This window comes from Kaistia sp. 32K, assembly GCF_016629525.1.
Lineage (GTDB): Bacteria > Pseudomonadota > Alphaproteobacteria > Rhizobiales > Kaistiaceae > Kaistia.
Genome location: NZ_AP024269.1, coordinates 3,980,001 through 3,998,968 on the forward strand (window position 1 = coordinate 3,980,001; position 18,968 = coordinate 3,998,968).

16 protein-coding genes are annotated in these 18,968 nt (G+C 67.4%); 4 read left to right on the plus strand and 12 right to left on the minus strand.

Annotated features, from left to right (window positions below; all coding sequences use genetic code 11):
• Nucleotides 1-440 precede the first annotated feature (440 nt).
• Entirely contained in the window at nucleotides 441-2,582 is a 2,142-nt protein-coding gene (locus K32_RS18465; protein WP_201400916.1) for a M23 family metallopeptidase, read from the plus strand.
• Between the two features lie 235 nt (nucleotides 2,583-2,817).
• Nucleotides 2,818-3,447, plus strand: a complete 630-nt coding sequence (catB, locus tag K32_RS18470; protein WP_201400917.1) for a type B chloramphenicol O-acetyltransferase — start codon at nucleotides 2,818-2,820, stop codon at nucleotides 3,445-3,447.
• A gap of 77 nt (nucleotides 3,448-3,524) precedes the next feature.
• Here catB and clpB read toward each other — a convergent pair whose 3' ends face one another.
• From clpB to K32_RS18500, 6 genes are all read right to left on the minus strand, one after another.
• Entirely contained in the window at nucleotides 3,525-6,125 is a 2,601-nt protein-coding gene (clpB, locus tag K32_RS18475) for an ATP-dependent chaperone ClpB (RefSeq protein WP_201400918.1), read from the minus strand.
• A 296-nt stretch (nucleotides 6,126-6,421) separates the two neighbouring features.
• Nucleotides 6,422-7,648, minus strand: a complete 1,227-nt coding sequence (locus K32_RS18480; RefSeq protein ID WP_201400919.1) for a DUF4167 domain-containing protein — start codon at nucleotides 7,646-7,648, stop codon at nucleotides 6,422-6,424.
• A 462-nt stretch (nucleotides 7,649-8,110) separates the two neighbouring features.
• Nucleotides 8,111-8,986: a peptide chain release factor N(5)-glutamine methyltransferase gene (gene prmC, locus K32_RS18485; protein WP_201400920.1), complete on the minus strand. Its 876-nt coding sequence runs from the start codon at nucleotides 8,984-8,986 to the stop codon at nucleotides 8,111-8,113.
• 13 nt (nucleotides 8,987-8,999) lie between these two features.
• Entirely contained in the window at nucleotides 9,000-10,070 is a 1,071-nt protein-coding gene (prfA, locus tag K32_RS18490; RefSeq protein WP_201400921.1) for a peptide chain release factor 1, read from the minus strand.
• Nucleotides 10,071-10,075: 5 nt separating this feature from the next.
• Nucleotides 10,076-12,343, minus strand: a complete 2,268-nt coding sequence (gene ptsP / locus K32_RS18495) for a phosphoenolpyruvate--protein phosphotransferase (RefSeq protein WP_201400922.1) — start codon at nucleotides 12,341-12,343, stop codon at nucleotides 10,076-10,078.
• 164 nt (nucleotides 12,344-12,507) lie between these two features.
• Nucleotides 12,508-13,761 (minus strand): aspartate kinase, encoded by a 1,254-nt coding sequence (locus K32_RS18500; protein WP_201404557.1) that lies wholly within the window; start codon nucleotides 13,759-13,761, stop codon nucleotides 12,508-12,510.
• 268 nt (nucleotides 13,762-14,029) lie between these two features.
• Here K32_RS18500 and ubiG point away from each other — a divergent pair, with 268 nt between their 5' ends.
• Entirely contained in the window at nucleotides 14,030-14,794 is a 765-nt protein-coding gene (gene ubiG / locus K32_RS18505) for a bifunctional 2-polyprenyl-6-hydroxyphenol methylase/3-demethylubiquinol 3-O-methyltransferase UbiG (protein WP_201400923.1), read from the plus strand.
• Between the two features lie 85 nt (nucleotides 14,795-14,879).
• On the opposite strand, the gene K32_RS18510 is transcribed toward ubiG, so the two are convergent.
• From K32_RS18510 to K32_RS18525, 4 genes are read right to left on the minus strand one after another with little or no spacing between them, the layout of a single operon-like run.
• The gene (locus tag K32_RS18510; protein WP_201400924.1) at nucleotides 14,880-15,314 is read right to left on the minus strand and encodes a DUF1178 family protein; all 435 of its coding nucleotides are present in this window, start codon (nucleotides 15,312-15,314) and stop codon (nucleotides 14,880-14,882) included.
• Nucleotides 15,315-15,337: 23 nt separating this feature from the next.
• Nucleotides 15,338-16,189 carry a carbon-nitrogen hydrolase family protein gene (locus tag K32_RS18515; RefSeq protein WP_201400925.1) on the minus strand — a complete coding sequence of 284 codons (852 nt, stop codon included), beginning with the start codon at nucleotides 16,187-16,189 and terminating at the stop codon, nucleotides 15,338-15,340.
• A 39-nt stretch (nucleotides 16,190-16,228) separates the two neighbouring features.
• On the minus strand, nucleotides 16,229-16,486 hold the full coding sequence (gene grxC, locus K32_RS18520) for a glutaredoxin 3 (RefSeq protein ID WP_201400926.1): 258 nt from the start codon (nucleotides 16,484-16,486) through the stop codon (nucleotides 16,229-16,231).
• Nucleotides 16,487-16,523: 37 nt separating this feature from the next.
• Nucleotides 16,524-17,285, minus strand: a complete 762-nt coding sequence (locus tag K32_RS18525) for a ComF family protein (RefSeq protein ID WP_244669604.1) — start codon at nucleotides 17,283-17,285, stop codon at nucleotides 16,524-16,526.
• A 109-nt stretch (nucleotides 17,286-17,394) separates the two neighbouring features.
• Here K32_RS18525 and K32_RS18530 point away from each other — a divergent pair, with 109 nt between their 5' ends.
• Nucleotides 17,395-18,276, plus strand: a complete 882-nt coding sequence (locus K32_RS18530) for a methyltransferase domain-containing protein (RefSeq protein WP_201400927.1) — start codon at nucleotides 17,395-17,397, stop codon at nucleotides 18,274-18,276.
• A 6-nt stretch (nucleotides 18,277-18,282) separates the two neighbouring features.
• Here K32_RS18530 and K32_RS18535 read toward each other — a convergent pair whose 3' ends face one another.
• Both K32_RS18535 and mutT read right to left on the minus strand, forming a co-directional pair.
• Nucleotides 18,283-18,462 carry a Flp family type IVb pilin gene (locus tag K32_RS18535; RefSeq protein WP_201400928.1) on the minus strand — a complete coding sequence of 60 codons (180 nt, stop codon included), beginning with the start codon at nucleotides 18,460-18,462 and terminating at the stop codon, nucleotides 18,283-18,285.
• A gap of 90 nt (nucleotides 18,463-18,552) precedes the next feature.
• The gene (gene mutT / locus K32_RS18540) at nucleotides 18,553-18,957 is read right to left on the minus strand and encodes an 8-oxo-dGTP diphosphatase MutT (RefSeq protein ID WP_201400929.1); all 405 of its coding nucleotides are present in this window, start codon (nucleotides 18,955-18,957) and stop codon (nucleotides 18,553-18,555) included.
• Nucleotides 18,958-18,968 lie beyond the last annotated feature (11 nt).

Consider the following 18,968-nt stretch of genomic DNA (forward strand, 5'->3'; position numbering starts at 1 on the left):
GCACGGATATCGACGCGGAGCGCTTCTGCGCCCCTGACCAGGCCGCCGCGACCGCTGGAGATCGCGAACGGCTCCGAAGCCCCCCCTCTTCCCTCTTCCCTCTTCCCTCTTCCCTCTTCCCTCTTCCCTCTTCCCTCTTCCGCGTGGTGCGCACATCCATCTTCCGCGTCACGCGCACACGAGCGCGCGCGAGGGCGGGGAAAGAGGTCACCAGCCATATTGCTGACATGAAGAAGGCCGACTTCACAGCATGACCAGAAGACGGCGCGCCGCTTTGCAGCGACGGACGATCTCCCCCCGAGACCGCGTCCAGGCCGTCCTTCGGAACCGTTTCGTTGACTTGGAGCGCTGCTGACGGCATGTTCCTCCGTCATTGCGAGACAGGCGGGATCAAAGACAGGCGGCGGCCAAGCCGCCCGCGACGGGGAGTAGACGGGACCGTGAAGGGATCGACGCGCAACGGCGCGCCTGCGAGAGGCTTCCACGGTGAGGGGATCGACCTCGGCCGCGAACCGCCCCTGACCGTCGGCGACACGCGCGAGGGCGTTCCGCAGCGCCGAAGCGTCAGCATCCGCTGGCTGACCGGCACGGTCCTCACCGGTTTTACCTCGACGATCCTGATGGGCGGCGCGCTGATCGCGGCGCTGGACGGCCGGCACCAGCTGGCTTTTCCGCCGGAGGCGGGCCGCTCCCTGCGGGCGTCGGAATCCGGCGGCGACGTCCCGCTGACCAACGGCGCCAAGGGCGACCGCATCCGCACGGCGCGCGAGCCGGCCTCCGATCGCCAGGTCGTCCAGGTCAGCACCGTCACCAAGCAGGGCGACCGCGACCTCATCAAGCTGAAGCCCTTCGCCAAGATCTCGACGTCGATCGCCACGACGATCACGGCGCTGAGCGACGACGTTCCGGCCTATGATCCGGCCAAGATCGTCGCCGCGGCTGCCGGTCCGCGCGGCGGTGGCGGCGACGACGCGGCCCCCGCCCCGGCCGAGAAGCTCGGCGTCATCGACGACGAAGGCGCCTCCGGCGACGGCGGCGACGAGGGCCTCGTGGCCGCCGACGAAGAGGGAGCCAGCGGCGATGTCGAGCCGCAGGCCGCCGACACGAAGATCAGCGCCGACCAGGAGCAGATCTACGGCGTCAATGTCGAGGGCGAGGTCTCGGTCAAGGTCGTGGATTTCCCGCTCGACCAGGCGCCCGGCGAGGACGAACCGAGCTTCAGCCCGATCGAAGTAGAGCAGATCGCCCGCGCTTCGGTGCAGACGAACGCCAGCGGCGACATGCATATCGCGGCCATGCCCTATGTCGACCCGGACCGTTTTTCCTTCGACGAAAGCGGCACGGACCCGTTCTCGGCGCTCGGCGTCCGCATCGTGCCGGAAAACGTCTCCTTCGTTTCGAAAACCGGCACCGCGCTTCCTTCCGACGAACGCATCGCGGTCGTGGAGAAGAAGGAGACGCTGCAGGAAATCCTGTCCGAGAACGACGTCGCCGAACCCGACGCGCAGAGCATCCTTTCCGCCATGTCGGATCTGATGGACCTGTCGGATCTGCATGCCGGCCAGAAGGTCCGCATCCTGTTCGCCTCGGAAGGCGAGACGCCGCGGCCGATGCGGGTCTCGATCTATGACGAGGGCTCGCATCAAGCGACCGTAGCCCGCCGCGACGACGACACGTTCGTCCGCGCCGACGAGCCGGAGACCTCGACCGACGAGTTCGAAACCGCCGACCAGCCGTCGACCAGCAATGACGGGCCGATGCCGCGGCTCTACCAGGCGGTCTATGAGACGGCGCTGGAGCAGAAGATGCCCGCGCCGCTCATCACCGAGCTGATCCACATTTTCTCCTATGACGTCGACTTCCAGTCGCGCGTCTCGCCGGGGGACTCGCTTGAGGTGTTCCACTCGCTGCCCGAAGCGGACGGCAGCTCGGATGACGAGGAAATCCTCTACGCCGCGATCACGCTCGACGGCGCGACCAAGCGCTACTATCGCTATCGCTCGGCCGATGACGGCGTCGTCGACTATTTCGACGAGGAAGGCCGCAGCGCCAAGAAATTCCTGATCCGCAAGCCGATGAACGGCGGCATCCTTCGGTCCAATTTCGGCTACCGCAAGCATCCGATCCTCGGCTACCAGCGCCTGCATCCGGGCGTCGACTGGGCGGCGCCGCGCGGCACGCCGATCCTCGCCGCCGGCAACGGCACGGTCGAGAAGGCAGGCTGGAGCTCGGGCTATGGCAACTTCACGCTGATCCAGCACACCAACGGCTATGAATCCGCCTATGGCCACCAGTCGGCGATCGCCAAGGGCATCCGCCCGGGCGCCAAGGTGCGACAGGGCCAGGTCATCGGCTATGTCGGCTCGACGGGCCTCTCGACCGGCCCGCATCTCCACTACGAGGTGCGCATCAACAGCAAGCCGGTCGATCCGCTCCGCGTCCGCCTGCCGCGCGGCCGCGTGCTACAGGGCGACATGCTGGCCGCCTTCAAGCAGGAAAAGGCGCGCATCGACACGCTGATCGGCACGCCCGCGAGCTCGAAGGTCGCCGCCATCAGCACGGATGACGAGACCACCAACTAGAGCGGGTTCGCGTTCGGAAAACGCGACCCGGCAAATAGTTAGCGCGGCGCGGGAGGCCTCTCCGGAAGGCTCGATGTTACCAGAAAGCGACAGAGCGACAGCTGCGGCCAGGCCGCCGTGCCGTGTGGCGCGGCGGCCCGCCTCCGCTGTCATCCGCCTCGTCTGAGGCGATCTTCCCGTTTCTGGGGTGCCCGCTGCGACGATGTTCGCAGGCGCACCGGCATGGACAAATGCCATGAACTTTTTCGAAAGCCCGTTCCAGGGCAAGCCGCTGACCGAGCAGGTCACCAATCCCAACATCCTGGTCGGCCGGTACAGCTACTATTCCGGCTATTATCACGGCCATTCGTTCGACGACTGCGCCCGCTACCTGATGCCCGATCGCAACGATGTCGACCGGCTGATCGTCGGAAGCTTCTGTTCGATCGGCACCGGCGCCTCGTTCATGATGGCCGGCAACCAGGGCCATCGGAACGACTGGATCACGACGTTTCCGTTCTTCTATGTGCCGGAGGAGCCCGCCTTTGCCGGCGCGCTCGATGCCTACAGGCCGGCCGGCGACACCGTGATCGGAAACGATGTCTGGATCGGCGCGGAAGCGATGATCATGCCCGGCATCCGGATCGGCGACGGCGCCGCAATCGGCAGCCGGGCGCTCGTCACCAAGGACGTCGAGCCCTATGCGATCGTCGGCGGCAATCCGGCGCGGGTGATCCGCAAGCGTTTCGACGACGAGACGATCGCCCTGCTCATGGAAATGGCGTGGTGGGACTGGGATCTCGCCGAGATCCGCGATGCCATGCCCCTGCTCTGCTCCGGCGATGTCGCAGCACTCCACGGGCGCTGGCGCGACCGCGACGCCTGAGCCGCGACGGTAGCAGCAACAAAAAAGGCCCCGCGCTGCGTCCGCAGCGCGGGGCCGATTTTTTCACCCGATCGGGATCACGCGGCTTCGGAAGCCCGCTCGCCGCGCGGCAGGAACAGCAACCGGTCCGTCCCCGCGGTGATCTTGATCAGCGATCCGTCCGGGATCTCGCCGGCGAGGATCTTGTCGGCGAGCGGATCCTGCACGTAGCGCTGGATCACCCGCTTCAGCGGACGCGCACCATAGGCGGGGTCGTAACCCTTCTCCGCCAGCCAGGCGCGCGCCGTGTCGTCGAGCTCGAGCGTGATCTTGCGATCGTCGAGCAGCTTGGCCAGACGACCGAGCTGGATCTCGACGATCCGCCCCATCTCGCTCTTCTTCAGGCGATGGAACAGGATGATGTCGTCGAGCCGGTTCAGGAACTCGGGCCGGAAATGCCCGCGCACCACCGCCATCACCTGCTCGCGGACGCCGTCGACATCCTCGTCATCGCGCAGATGGGCGAGGAAGTCGGAACCGAGGTTCGACGTCATCACGATCAACGTGTTCTTGAAGTCGACCGTGCGGCCCTGACCATCGGTCAGGCGGCCGTCGTCCAGAACCTGCAAGAGCACGTTGAAGACGTCGGGATGCGCCTTCTCGACCTCGTCGAACAGCACGACCTGATAGGGCCGACGCCGCACGGCTTCGGTCAGCGCGCCGCCTTCCTCATAGCCGACATAGCCCGGAGGCGCGCCGATCAGACGGGCCACGGAGTGCTTCTCCATGAACTCCGACATGTCGATCCGCACCATCGCCGTCTCGTCGTCGAACAGGAAGGAGGCGACCGCCTTGGTCAGCTCCGTCTTGCCGACGCCGGTCGGGCCGAGGAACAGGAACGAGCCGATCGGCCGGTTCGGATCCTGCAGGCCGGCGCGGGAGCGACGAACGGCGGTCGAGACGGCATGCACCGCTTCGCCCTGGCCGACGACGCGCCGGCCCAGTTCGTCCTCCATGCGGAGCAGCTTCTCGCGCTCGCCCTCGAGCATCTTGTCGACGGGGATGCCGGTCCAGCGCGAGACGATCTGCGCGATATGGTCGGGCGTCACCGCCTCTTCCATCATCGTGCTGGTCTGCGCCTTTTCGGCCTCGACGAGCTGACGCTCCAGGGTCGGGATCGCGCCATAGGCGAGCTCGCCGGCCTTGGCCAGATCGCCGGTGCGCTGTGCCTTGTCGAGATCGCTGCGGGCCTGGTCGAGCTGTTCCTTCAGCTTCTGGGCGGCGTTGAGCTTCTGCTTCTCCGCCTGCCAGCGCTGCGTATAGGCCGCGGATTCCTCCTCGAGATCGGTCAGCTCCTTTTCCAGCCGCTCGAGCCGGTCCTTCGACGCCGGGTCGGTCTCCTTCTTCAGCGCCTCGCGCTCGATCTTGAGCTGGATGATGCGCCGATCGAGCTCGTCGAGCGCCTCCGGCTTGGAATCGACCTGCATGCGGAGCCTGGCCGATGCCTCGTCGACGAGGTCGATGGCCTTGTCGGGCAGGAAGCGGTCGGTGATGTAGCGGTTCGACAGCGTCGCCGCCGAGACCAGCGCGGAATCCGTGATCCGCACGCCGTGGTGCAGCTCGTACTTCTCCTTGATGCCGCGCAGGATCGAGATCGTATCCTCGACCGTCGGCTCGCCGACGAAGATCGGCTGGAACCGGCGAGCCAGCGCCGCGTCCTTCTCGACATGCTTGCGGTATTCGTCGAGCGTGGTCGCGCCGACGCAATGCAGTTCGCCGCGCGCCAGCGCCGGCTTCAGCAGGTTGGACGCGTCCATCGCGCCATCCGCCTTGCCCGCGCCGACCAGCGTGTGCATCTCGTCGATGAACAGGATGATGCCGCCATTGGCCGCCGTCACTTCCGACAGCACGGCCTTCAGCCGCTCCTCGAACTCACCGCGATATTTTGCGCCGGCGATCAGCGAGCCCATGTCGAGCGCGAGCAGGCGCTTGTCCTTCAGGCTCTCCGGCACGTCGCCATTGACGATCCGGAGCGCCAGCCCTTCCGCGATCGCGGTCTTGCCGACGCCGGGCTCGCCGATGAGCACGGGATTGTTCTTGGTCCGGCGCGACAGCACCTGGATGGTGCGGCGGATCTCGTCGTCGCGGCCGATGACCGGATCGAGCTTGCCGTCGCGGGCCACCTGGGTGAGGTCCCGGGCGTATTTCTTCAGGGCGTCATACTGACCCTCGGCGCCGGCCGTATCGGCCGTACGCCCCTGGCGCAGCTGCTCGATCGCCCGATTGAGGCCAACCGGCGTGACGCCGGCCTCCTTCAGGATCTCGGCGGTCTTGGCGTCCTTTTCCAGCGCGAGCGCGAGGAGCAGCCGTTCGACCGTGACGAAGCTGTCGCCGGCCTTCTTGGCGAGATCGGACGCCTGCTGGAAAACCTTCGCAAGGGGCGGCGCGAGATAGAGCTGCCCGGCGCCGCCGCCGGAAACCTTCGGCATCGCCTCGAGGGCGCGCTCGGTCGCGGCCAGCGCCTGGCGCGAACGGCCACCGGAGCTGTCGATCAGACCGCCGGCGAGGCCTTCCTCGTCATCGAGCAGCACCTTCAGAAGATGCTCGGGGGTGAACTGCTGATTGCCACGTGTCATGGCGAGCGTCTGCGCCGACTGGATGAAGCCCTGCGCGCGCTCGGAATAATTATCGAAATTCATATGTGCCTCCTGACCCGGTCCCATTGCCCCGAAGGCGCTGATGGGCCGCTCCAAAGATATGGACTTGCGTCCGGCGACATCCATGCGTGGCCTGCCGCCACGGGTAATATGGTGTGGCCGCCGCGCAACAGAAGGGGGCGTCTCGACAATTATGGCGGGCAGAACGGGAGGCGCGTCAACCCCGTTTCAGCGCGGCGCGCCATCTGCCCTGCCCCAGCCGCCTGCCCTCGGCCCCAAAACAAAAATGCCCGGGCGAGGACGCCCGGGCATTGGTCTGAATCAAGGAACGACGGCGATTACTCTTCGCCGGCCGGCTCCGCGGCGAGAGCCGGCTCGGACGCCGCTCCCTCGTCGCCCTCGGCCGCACGGGCGCGCGTCCGGGTGGTCCGGCGGCGGCGGGGGCGGAATTCCTCCTCCGTCGCGGAGTCGCCATTGCCCTCGGCCGGGCCGTCCAGATTGAGCGCGGGCTGCTCGGCTGCGGCGGCCGTCGCGGCGGCGGCAGCAGCGGCCGTGGAACGGCTGGAACGCGCACGCGGCGCCGGCGCGGCGACGGGTGCCGCTGCCTCGACGGGCGCTTCAGCGACCGGGGCCGGAGCCGCCGGCTCGGCCTGAGCGACCGCCTCGACGGGCTCGGGCTTCGGCAGCTCGACCACCGGCTGGGGCTGTTCCAGCACCGGCTGCGGCGCGGGTTCGCCGGTCACGAAGCGCGGCAGCTGCGAGCGATCGCTCCGCTCGGCGCGGTCACCACGCTCCCGGCGCTCGCCGCGCTCCGGACGAGCCTGACGCTCGGGACGGTCCTGACGTTCCGCGCGGTCCTGGCGCTCCGGACGGTCCTGCCGCTCGCCGCGATCCTGACGATCCGACTGACCCTGACGATCCGGCTGAGCCTGGCGCTCGTTGCGGTCCTGGCGGTCATTGCGGTCTTGGCGCTCACCGCGATCCTGACGCTCGCCGCGCGGCGCGCGGTCGAAACGCTCCTGGCGGTCGCCACGGTCCTGACGATCCTGGCGCTCGCCGCGATCCTGCCGGTCCGAACCCTGGCGCTCGGAAGCATCACCGCCATTGGCGCCATTGGTGTAGGGCTGCGGATCGCTGGGAGCGACACCGCCCTCGCTGCCCGGCTGGCTGCGATCCTGATGCGCCTGGCCGAAGCGCTCGCTGAAGCGATCGTCTTCCTCGTCGAGGCCTTCGTCGTCCTGCTCGGCGCGATAGAAGGGCTGCGGCTGCTGGTTGTTCTGGGGGTTCTGCGCCTGCGCAGCCGCGATCACGCGGAAATAGTGCTCGGCATGCTGCAGATAGTTTTCCGCCATGACGCGGTCGCCGGACGACTGCGCGTCGCGCGCCAGCGTCACGTATTTTTCGGCGATATGGAGCGCGGTGCCGCGGATCTTCACATCCGGCCCGTTGCTCTCATAGGAGCGGGTCAGCGGGTTCGGGCCCTTGCGGTTGTTGTTGTTGTTATTGTTGTTGTTCCGCCCGCGCATCCGCTTGTTGTTATTGTTGTTCTGCTGTCCTTGTCTCATGAATTTTCTCTTCCGTGACCAACAAGGTCAAACAATCTCATCGACCGGGGCGAAGCGCCCATCGGACAATTCCGTCGATCGGGTCAACCCGGGCATGAACCCGAGAGGCCGGAACCGGCGAAGGCGATCCTCACAATCCCGCAGATCGTGCAGCCATGGTCCGCGTCGCGAACCGAGGGCAAACTGGCACCGCCGAGGCGGGGCATCCGGGAAATACGTGTCGTACCGAGCAGAGATGACGTTGGAGTACCAGAGCCTGGCCGATCTCCCCCGATCCGACCCTCATGGCCAATCTGGTGGCCTCTAACCGCGCGGCCCCTGATCGCGGCCGTAGCTTCGGCGTTCGGGAGTCGCATCAAATCCATCTGCGGCGGCTCGGAAACTAGCTGTTTCGAGGCCGATTTCCAAGCGGATTATTCAAGTCGGGCGCTTTCACCGCCAATCTGTCCTCCCGCGAACATCTCAATCGATCCTGTGCAGTTCCACGATACGATCATGGCCCGCCAGATCGGCATGAACGGACGCATCGAAGCCCGCCTGCCGCGCCAGCGCCCGGAGGGCGTCGGCCTGATCGAATCCGATTTCCAGAAATGTCGCACCACCCGGCGCCATCACACGCTCGAGATCGTCGAGAATGGCGCGATAGGCATCCAGCCCGTCAGCGCCGCCGTCCAGCGCAAGCGTCGGATCGTGGTCCCTGACCTCTCGATCCAGCGTTGGGATGACATCACTCGCAATATAGGGCGGGTTGGAGGCAATTACATCGAATCGCCCGCAACTATTCGACCAGGCTCCGACGACGAAGCGGCTCCGTTCGGCAAATCCCAGTCGCTCGGCATTGTCGCGCGCCGTGCGGGCCGCCGCTTCCGAAAGATCGACGCCGATCCCGACGGCGTTCGGCAAGGCGCTCAGCAGCGCGATGAGGATGGCGCCGCTGCCGGTGCCGATATCGACGATGCGGAGCGGCTCCTGCCGGCGTCCCTCCCGGTCGATCCAGGCAAGCGCCGCCTCGACCAGCGTTTCCGTATCGGGACGCGGCACCAGCGTGGCGTCGGAGAGACGGAAGGACATGCCCCAGAATTCCCGCTCGCCAACGATCCGGGCCACGGGCACGCCGGCCAGCCGGCGCTCGATCGACGCCTCGACGGCCTGCGTCTCAGCGTCGGAAAGCAGCCGGTCCTCGGGAAGGAAGAGAAGGCGATCCGGCGGAACGCCGAGCGCCGCGGCGACCAGCACGCGCGCGTCGAGCGCCGGAGTCGCTTCGGGGCCAAGGCCCGCCGCCAGCCGCTTCGCCGCCATGCGCCGCGCGGCGCCGAGCGTGGCGGCCGCAGCAGTCATGTGTGGTCCCGGGTCATGCGTCGAGCGCCGCCAGCAGCCCGGCCTGGTGCTCGGTGATCAGCGGCCCGATGATTTCGTCGAGCGCGTCGCCCGCCATCACCGCCTCGAGCTTGTACAGCGTCAGGTTGATCCGGTGATCGGTGACGCGCCCTTGCGGGAAATTGTAGGTCCGGATGCGCTCGGACCGGTCGCCGGAGCCGACCTGGCCCTTGCGGTCGGCGGCGCGCTCGGACGAGAGGCGCTCGCGTTCCATGTCGAACAGCCGCGCGCGCAGGATCTGCGTGGCCTGGGCGCGGTTCTGGTGTTGCGACCGGCCGGCGACGACGATCACGGTTCCCGTGGGCAGATGGGTGATGCGAACGGCGGTGTCGGTCGTATTGGCGTGCTGTCCACCGGCCGACGAGGCGCGCGTGGTGTCGATCTTGATGTCCTCGGGGCGGATATCGATGTCGACATCCTCCGCCTCCGGCAGCACGGCGACCGTGGCGGCGGAGGTGTGGATGCGGCCGCTCGATTCCGTCTCCGGCACGCGCTGGACACGGTGCGCGCCCGATTCGAACTTCAGCCGGGCGAACACGCCCTTGCCGGTCACGTCGGCGATGATTTCCTTGTAGCCGCCGGCCTCGCCCTCGCTTTCGGACAGGACGTTCATGCGCCAGCCATGCAGCTGCGCGTAACGCTGGTACATGCGGAAGAGGTCGCCGGCGAACAGCGCCGCCTCGTCGCCGCCGGTCCCGGCGCGGATTTCCAGAATGGCGCTCTTCTCGTCGGCGGCGTCGCGCGGCAGGAGGAGGATGCGGATTTCCTGGATGAGCGTCTCGACCTGGCCGTCGAGAGCATCGCGCTCCTCCTCCGCGAGCGCCGCCATCTCCGGGTCATCGGCCAGGTCGTCGAGCGCGGCGCGCTCGTCGACCGCCGCCTTCAGCCGGCGCACGGCCTCGACGATGTCCTGCAGCTCGGCCCGCTCCTTGGAGAGCTGCACGAGGGTGCCGCCATCGCTGGTCGCAGCGAGCTTCTGATCGATCACTTCGGCGCGGGCGACGAGATGATTGATCTTGTCCCAGGGAAGTCCGGTAGGGAGCAACGTAGTCAGATCGGTATGCCTTCGGATTCGGCGAAGGCGGTGAGCGCCGCGCGGACGCCGTCTCCACCATCGTCCAGAGCAAGCATGGGGTCGAGCACGGCCTTGAGCCGGCCGATGTCGAGGGCGAGCAGCATCGCCTTGACCGGGCCGATGGCCGCCGCCGACATCGACAGGGAGCGGAACCCGATCCCGGCCAGCGCCATCGCCGCCAGCGGACGGCTCGCGATCTCGCCGCAGAGCGTCACCGGCGTGCCGTTGCGGTCGGCGCCCTCGACGATCATGCGCAGGGTGCGCAGGAAGTGCCGCGACAGCGGATCGAAACGGGTGGCGACGCGGGTGTTTCCACGGTCGCTCGCGGTCATGTACTGCAGCAAATCGTTGGAGCCGACCGAGACGAAATCGACGGCCTCCATCAACGAATCGAGCTGGAACAGCAGCGCCGGAACTTCCAGCATCGAGCCGAGCAGCACGCGCGTCGGCTCCTTGTGACCGTGCCGGCGCAATTGCGTCAGCTCGCGCTCCAGCAGGGCGCGAGCGCGGTGGATTTCGCCGACTTCCGTGACCATCGGCAGCATGACGCGCAGCTCGCGCCCGCCGGCCGCGTGCAGCAGTGCGCGCAGCTGGATCCGCAGGAGGCCCGGGCGGTCGAGGCCGAGCCGGATCGCCCGCCAGCCGAGCGCCGGGTTCTCCTCCGGCTGCATCCGCATGTAGGGCAGCACCTTGTCGCCGCCGATGTCGAGCGTGCGGAACACGACCGGGCGATTGCCGCTCGCCTTCAGCACGGCCTCGTAGAGCGCTGTCTGCTCGTCGAGGCGCGGCATGGTCGAGGCGACCATGAACTGCAGCTCGGTGCGGAACAGGCCGATGCCTTCCGCGCCGGCCTCGGCGAGATGCGGCAGGTCGACCAGGAGGCCGGCATTCATGTTGAGCGCGACGCGATGACCGTCGATCGTCACCGCGGGCTTGTTGCGGAGCAGGCGGTACTGGGCCTGTCGCTTGGCGCGGAACTTGACCTTCTCGGCATAGGCCGCCTCGACATCCGCCGGCGGCCGCACATGCGCCTCGCCCGTGTCGGCGTCGAGGATGATCGGGTCGCCGTTCTCGACCAGCGAGACGATGTTGGCGGCGCGGCCAATGGTGGCGATGCCGAGCGCGCGAGCAACGATCGTCACGTGGCTGGTCGCCCCGCCCTCCTCCAGCACCAGGCCGCGCAGGCGGCTGCGGTCATAGTCGAGCAGCTCGGCGGCGCCCATGTTGCGCGCGACGATGACGCCGTCCTTCGGCAGGCTGCCGCCGTCGGGACCATGCGACTTGCCCATCAGCTCGCGCAGCAGGCGATTGGCGAGGTCGTCGAAATCGTGCAGCCGCTCGCGCAGATACGGATCGGTCTGGCGCTGCAGGCGGGCGCGCGTGTCGCTCTGGACCTTCTCGACGGCCGCCTCGGCCGAAAGGCCGTTCTGGATCGCCTCGTCCATGCGACGGACCCAGCCGCGGTCATAGGCGAACATCCGATAGGCTTCGAGGATGTCGCGATGCTCGCCGGCGAGCGCGATGTCGTCGCGCGAGAGCATGTCGTCGACCGAAAGGCGCAGATTGGCGATCGCCTGCTCGAGGCGCTGGCTTTCCTTGTCGGTATCCTCGGCGATCAGCTGCGTGACGACGACGCGCGGCTCGTGCAGCACGACATGGCCGAGCGCGATGCCGTCGGAAAGCGGCGTGCCCTTGAGCGACAGCGGGCGCTTGACGTCGAGCGAGGTGCCGGGCCGGGCGAGGCCCTGCAGCTCGCCGACGGCGATCATCTCGGCCAGCACCATCGCCGTCGTCTGCAGCGCTTCGACTTCTTCGTCGTAATAGGTGCGATGCGCGCGGTTCTGCACGACGAGGACGCCGAGCGTCCGGCCGGCGCGGAGGATCGGCACGCCGAGGAAGGCGTTGTAGATCTCCTCGCCGGTTTCCGGCAGGTAGGCGAAGGATGGGTGGCTCTGGGCGTCCTGCAGATTGAGCGGACGCGCCTCGGAGGCGATCAAACCGACCAGGCCCTGGCCGACCCGCAGCCCGGCATGGTGGACGGCAGAACGGTTCAGGCCCTCGGTCGCGTAGAGCTCGAGCACGTCATCGGCGCGGAGCACATAGACCGAGCACACCTCCGCGACCATGTTGGCCGCGATCTGGGCGACGATCTTGTCGAGCCGGTCTTGCGCGCTGATCGGCTCCGCCATGATCTCGCGCAGGCGACGGAGCAGGACGCGCGGCCCGGCGAGTGAACCCCGCATGGTCCGCCTTCCCCAATGCTTGAACTATGACGGGTTCCGACCATCGAAAACCGCCTTCCGGATGCGACCGATTCGGCCGCGCTCCGGCATGCTTTGCTTCCTACTCGTGGCACGAGTTAGGCAGAAGGTACAATGTTGTTTCGTAGGCTCGGAAAGCCTGTTGATCAGGCAGCATCCAGCCCATAGAGCGAGTGCAGCGTCCGGACCGCGAGCTCGGTATAGGCCGCGTCGATCAGGATGGAGATCTTGATCTCGGACGTGGTGATGGCGCGGATGTTGATGCCCTTGCCGGCCAGCGCCTTGAAGGCTGAGGCGGCGACGCCGGCATGGCTGCGCATGCCGATGCCGATCACCGACACCTTGGTCAGATCGCGCGAACCCTGGACGCTGACATAGCCGATCGAATCCTTGGCCGTCTCCAGCACCTTCCAGGCGCGGTCGAAATCGGCCGTCGGAACGGTGAAGGTCATGTCGGTCGTCGTGCCGTCCTCGGAGACGTTCTGCACGATCATGTCGACATTGATGTTGGCCTCGGCCAGCGGCACGAACACCGCCGCGGCGACGCCCGGCTTGTCGGCGACTTCGCGGAGCGAGATCTGGGCCTCGTCCTTGGCATAGGCAATGCCGGTGACAACCTGCTTTTCCACGATCTCGTCCTCGTCGCAAATGAGGGTGCCTGGGGGATTGTTGGGATCGCCGAGCCGCGGGTCCTGCGGATCGACGAAACTGGACCGCACGAAGGTCCGCACGCCATGCACCATGGCCAGTTCGACGGAGCGCACCTGCAGCACCTTGGCACCCAGCGACGCCATCTCGAGCATTTCTTCATGCGAGACGCGATCGAGGCGCTTGGCCTTCGGCACGATCCGGGGATCGGTCGTGTAGACACCGTCGACATCGGTATAGATATCGCAGCGGTCCGCCTTGATGGCGGCGGCGATGGCGACGGCGCTGGTGTCGGAACCGCCCCGGCCGAGCGTCGCGATGCGGTTGTCCGGGCCGATGCCCTGGAAACCGGCGACGACCGCGACCTGGCCCTGCTCGAGCCGATCGATCAGCTGGGAGCCGTCGATGTCGACGATGCGCGCGGCGCCATGGGCGCCGTCGGTGCGGATCGGAATCTGCCAGCCCTGCCAGGAACGGGCGTTGATGCCCATCTCCTGCAGCGCGATCGCGAGAAGACCGGAGGTCACCTGCTCGCCCGAGGCGACGACGGCGTCATATTCGCGCGCATCGTGCATGGGGGCGGCGTCGCGGGTCCAGGCGACGAGCTCGTTGGTCTTGCCCGACATGGCGGAAACCACGACGGCGACCTGGAAGCCGGCCTCGACCTCCCGTTTGACGTGACGAGCCACATTGCGGATGCGTTCGATATCGGCGACGGACGTTCCGCCGAACTTCATCACCAGCCGGGCCATCATCAACCTTTGAAGGGCAGGTTCCGCAGCAATTGCGGAAGGGATTGAAGGAGTTCCGGCTAACAAGAACAACCGGACGGGCGCCTTCATAGCGGCTTCGGATTGAAGCCGCAACGGCGACGGCGAAACGCCACAGCCCGCCTATCGGGGATTGAACTACGCGCATGCAGCGCCCATGCCCGAGAGATCGGCCCGTGAGATCGGCCCGTGCCTGCGGCTTGACTTCGCCCGCCGCGCCAACGACGTTCCGCCTGAGAAGGAGCCGCCCATGTCCACCGCGCCCGAGACCGTCCCCTCCCCGTCCGCCTCGACCGTCGATCAGGACGAGATCGCCCATTTTTCCGCGATCGCCAGCGAGTGGTGGGCGCCGAAGGGCAAGTTTGGCCCGCTGCACCGGCTGAACCCGATCCGCATCGGCTTCATCAAGGACGAAGCGACGAAGCTTTTCGGCCGCGATCCCAAGGATCCGAAGGCGCTATCCGGCCTCCGGGTCCTCGATATCGGCTGCGGCGGTGGCCTGCTGTCGGAACCGATGGCGCGGCTCGGCGCCGACGTTGTGGGCGCGGATGCGTCGGCCACCAATATCGGCGTCGCCGAGCTGCACGCCCGCGAGGCGGGGCTTTCGATCGACTATCGCGCCACGACGGCCGAGGCGCTCGGCGCCGCCGGCGAGCGTTTCGACATCGTGCTCGCGATGGAGATCGTCGAGCATGTCGCCGACCTGCCGCTGTTCATCCGCGAGATTTCGGCGATGGTGAAGCCGGGCGGGCTGATGGTGCTTTCGACCATCAACCGCACGCCAAAAGCCTGGGCGCTGGCGATCTTCGGAGCGGAGGTGGTGCTGGGCTGGCTGCCGCGCGGGACGCACGCTTACGACAAGCTGGTCCAGCCTTCGGAATTATCCACAGCGCTGGCGGAGAACGGTCTCGACGTCTCGGCCGAGACCGGCGTGGTCTACAGCCCGCTGCGCGACCAGTGGCACGTCTCGCCCGACATGGACGTCAACTACATGCTGTCGGCGGTGCGGCGGTAGGGGATTCCCTGCCCGCCGCGGCGATAGCGTTTTCGAGCGAAGTGGGTACCGGTTCGCGTGAAGAAAACGCGACCAAACCAATGCCCTAGTTGCCTTCCTCCGGCAACGCCGGCAGGGGCAGGAACTCGACGCCCTCCTCGATCAGCGAGCGCGCCTCTTCCGGCGACGCCTCGCCATAGATGCCGCGCGCCTCCGTCTCCTGATAGTGGATCTTGCGCGCTTCCTCGGCGAACTTGTCGCCGACATAGTCCGCGTTCTCGGTCACGTGCCGGCGCAGCTGGCGCATCATTTCGACCATCACGACCTGACGCGGATCGGGGGATGCGACAGCGAGCGCCGCCGCCTCCCGCTTGCGCGCGGTCGCGACCGAGGGCGCCATCAAGGCCTTGACGACGTCCGTGGTGCCGCATTGCGGGCAGGATACCGCATGCGCGGCGGCCGCCTTGTCGAAGGCGCCCGCATCCCGAAACCAGCTTTCGAAGTCATGGCCTGCAACGCAGACGAGATTGTACCGGATCATGAACTCTATATGGGGATGGCCGGTCAGTTCACGAAAGAGCCGACCTGCGGCATTTCCGGAAGCGAGAAATCGCGGGCGTTGAGAAGCGCGGGGATGGCCTGGCGGGCCGAGGCCGAGAAGGCCGGATCGATTTCCGCGATGATGAAGCCCGGCTGGTCATCGGCTTCAGCGAGAACCTTGCCCCACGGATCGACGATCATGCTGTGGCCATAGGTGTCGCGGCCGTCCTCATGGTGACCGGCCTGCGCGGCGGCGATGACGTAGGAGCCGGTCTCGATGGCGCGCGAGCGCAGCAGGACGTGCCAATGCGCCTCGCCCGTCTTCTTGGTGAAGGCGGCGGGAACGGCGAGCACGGCGGCGCCGGCCTTGGCGAGCGTCCGGTGCAGCGCGGGGAAGCGGACGTCGTAGCAGATCGTCAGCCCGAGCTTGGTCCAGGGCAGATCGGCGACGACGGCGGTATCGCCGGCGCGATAGGTGGCCGACTCGCGGTAGCTCTCGCCACCCGAGAGATCGACGTCGAACATGTGGATCTTGTCGTAGCGGCCAACGACAGCGCCGTTCGGCGCGATCAGGAAGGAGCGGTTGGCGATGTGGTCGTCGGCGAGCTTGATCGCCATCGAGCCGATATGGAGATGGATGCCGAGCTCGCGCGCGATCTCGCGGAAGCGCTGCAGCGAGTTATCGACCTCCTCCGGGCCGATGGCGGCGAGAAGCGCCTCCTTGTCCCGATCGAGAATGGTCGTCATCTCCGGCGTCAGCACGTAGCCGGCACCTGCCGCCGCGGCGGCGCGGATGAGCGCTTCCGCATCGTCGACATTCTGCGCCACCGAACGGCCACTGCGCATCTGGACACAAGCCGCTTTGAAGCTCGACATCGGCTCTCTCCTTGACTGACTATGGGAAATTGGCGCCGATCAGGACGCCAGCAGTAAGTCCAGACGGCCTTGGCCGTCGAGATCATGCAGGTCGTCGCAGCCACCGACGTGGTGACTACCGATGAATATCTGCGGGAAGGTCGCCCGACCGTTGGCCCGCTCGATCATTTCCTGCCGCAAATCCGGCTTTCCGGTGGCATCGAACTCCACATAGGCAACACCCTTCCGGTCCAGCAGGCGCTTGGCGGCGGAGCAGTATCCGCAGGCCTGCCGGGTGTAGATAATCACTTCGGCCATGTTCGATCCTGACGATTGGGAGTGGCCTATATAGGCCTCAGCCCAGCCCTTCGACAACCCGGGCGAAGACGACGACGTCGACCGCCGCCGCGCCGCCCCGCAAAAGCGCCCGCGTCACGGCCTTGACCGTGGCGCCGGTCGTATAGACGTCGTCAACCAGAAGGATATGCCGGCCGGCGACACTCGGACGGGCCGCCGCCGAGACCCGAAACGCGCCCTGGACATTGGCCGCGCGCTCGTTCGCCTTCAGGCCGACCTGCCGGCGGGTCGCCTTGATCCTGTCGACCCCGTCGGGGACATGCGGCTTGCCGATCCGGCGCGCCACCGCCTCGGCGATCATGGCCGACTGGTTGAAGCGCCGCTGCCAGAGGCGACCCCGATGCAGCGGCACAGGAACGACGAGGTCGGCCTCCGGCGCCAGATCGCCCGCGGCCCGCGCCATCATGGCGCCGATCGAGCGGGCAAGCTCGGTGCGATCATGATACTTCAGCGCCTGGACGATCGGTCCGGATACCGCGTCATAGACCGCGACGGCGCGCAGGCGCCCAAAGGGCGGCGGGTCGGCGATCGCTTCGGCCGAAAGGGCATCGGCGCCGATGTCGTAGCCGAAGGGAATGGCGAGCCGCTGGCAGAAGGGACGCTCGATCAGGCGAAGGCCGCCCCAGCAGGTGGCGCAGAGCGCCCCTGACGTCGCCACCGGACGCGCGCAGGCCATGCAGGACGGCGGCAGGGCGAGATCGATGGCCCACCGCCCGGCAGCGCCCGTCCGCGCGCCGAACGATCGCAGCAGGCCCCGCAAAGCGTCCGCCTTCCCCTCTCGCATTACGCAACGTAATGCAGAACGTCTTTGACCGGAAGGGCGGGGAGTTCCATAACCGCGCCAACCCGCATCAGCAGAAAAGCACGTCATGGCCGGCGCCCCCACTCTCTTCGACCGCAGGCTCCTCGATCAGCACCGCGCCCGCGCAGAGCGGATGGCGGTCGCGGGAAGCGACTTCCTGCTGACCCGCGCCATCGAGGATCTCGTCGAGCGGCTGGCGACCGTGAACCGCCATTTCGAGCAGGGCGCCGACATCGGCAGCCTGTCGCCGGCGCTCGTGGAGGCGCTGGCCGAGGCCGGACAGGGCGGTGTCGTCGAGCGCATTCCGATCGACGAGAGCGAGGCGCTGCCGCTCGCTGCCGGCTCGCTCGACCTGGCGGTCAGCCTGCTGCAGCTGCAATGGGTCAACGACCTCCCCGGCCTGCTCGCCCAGATCAAGCGGGCGCTCCGCCCCGACGGCCTCTTCCTGGCGACGCTGGTCGGCGGCGACACGCTGAACGAGCTCCGCACCGTGCTGACGATCGCGGAGAGCGACATACGCGGCGGCGCCGCCCCGCGCGTCGCGCCCTTCGCCGACATCCGCGACATCGGCGCGCTGCTGCAGCGGGCCGGGTTCGCCCTTCCCGTCACCGACAGCGACCGGCTGACGGTCCGCTACGACAGCATGTTCCACCTGATGCGCGATCTCCGCGCCATGGGCGCCACCAACGCGCTGACGGCGCGCGATCCGCGGCCGCTGACGCGCGCGATCCTCGCCCGCGCTGCCAGCCTCTATGCCGAGCGCTATGCCGATGCCGATGGCCGCATCCGCGCGACGTTCGAACTGATCGCGCTTTCCGGCTGGGCGCCGCATGAGAGCCAGCAGAAGCCGCTCAAGCCGGGCTCCGCCAAGATGCGGCTCGCCGACGCGATCGAGGCGGCGCGGAAGGATGCGGAATCCAGGAACTCGGAAGAGAAGGGCGGCGAATAAGGGCGATCAGGCGCCGATCACCAGCGCGACGAGGCGTTCGCAGAGCGCAACGATCCCGCCGCCCGTCACCGTCACGCCGATCAGCGCGATCACGATAACGCCGATGATCAGGCCGTATTCGGCCAGGATCGATCCGCGCCGATGGCGCAGGAAACGCTTCAGGGATTGTCCAGCGGCCGCGCGCATGGGATGCCTTGCCCCGGACGCCAGCGGCAATGCCACGCGTCCCCTCGCGTCGCGAAATGCGACGCCTTCAGGCCCCAAGCTGGCGCAAACTCATAAAAGCTCGATTAACGGCGCGATCAGCGGCTCGTCGGCCGGCGGCATCGGATAGTCGCGGAGCTGCTTCGCCCGCACCCATTTGAGCGCCTGCCCCTCGAGGCTCTGCGGGAAGCCCGTCCAGCGGCGGCAGACATAGAGCGGCATCAGGAGATGGAAATCGTCATAGGTGTGGCTGGCGAAAGTCAGCGGCGCCAGGCAAGCAGTCTTGGTCTCGACGCCGAGCTCCTCGCGCAATTCGCGGATCAGCGCGTCTTCCGGCGTCTCGCCGGCATCGACCTTGCCGCCCGGAAACTCCCAGAGGCCGGCGAGCGCCTTCCCCTCGGGCCGCTGCGCGATCAGGATGCGGTTGTCGGCATCGACCAGCGCGCAGGCAACGACGAGAACAAGGCGGCGTGTCATCAGGACCTCGG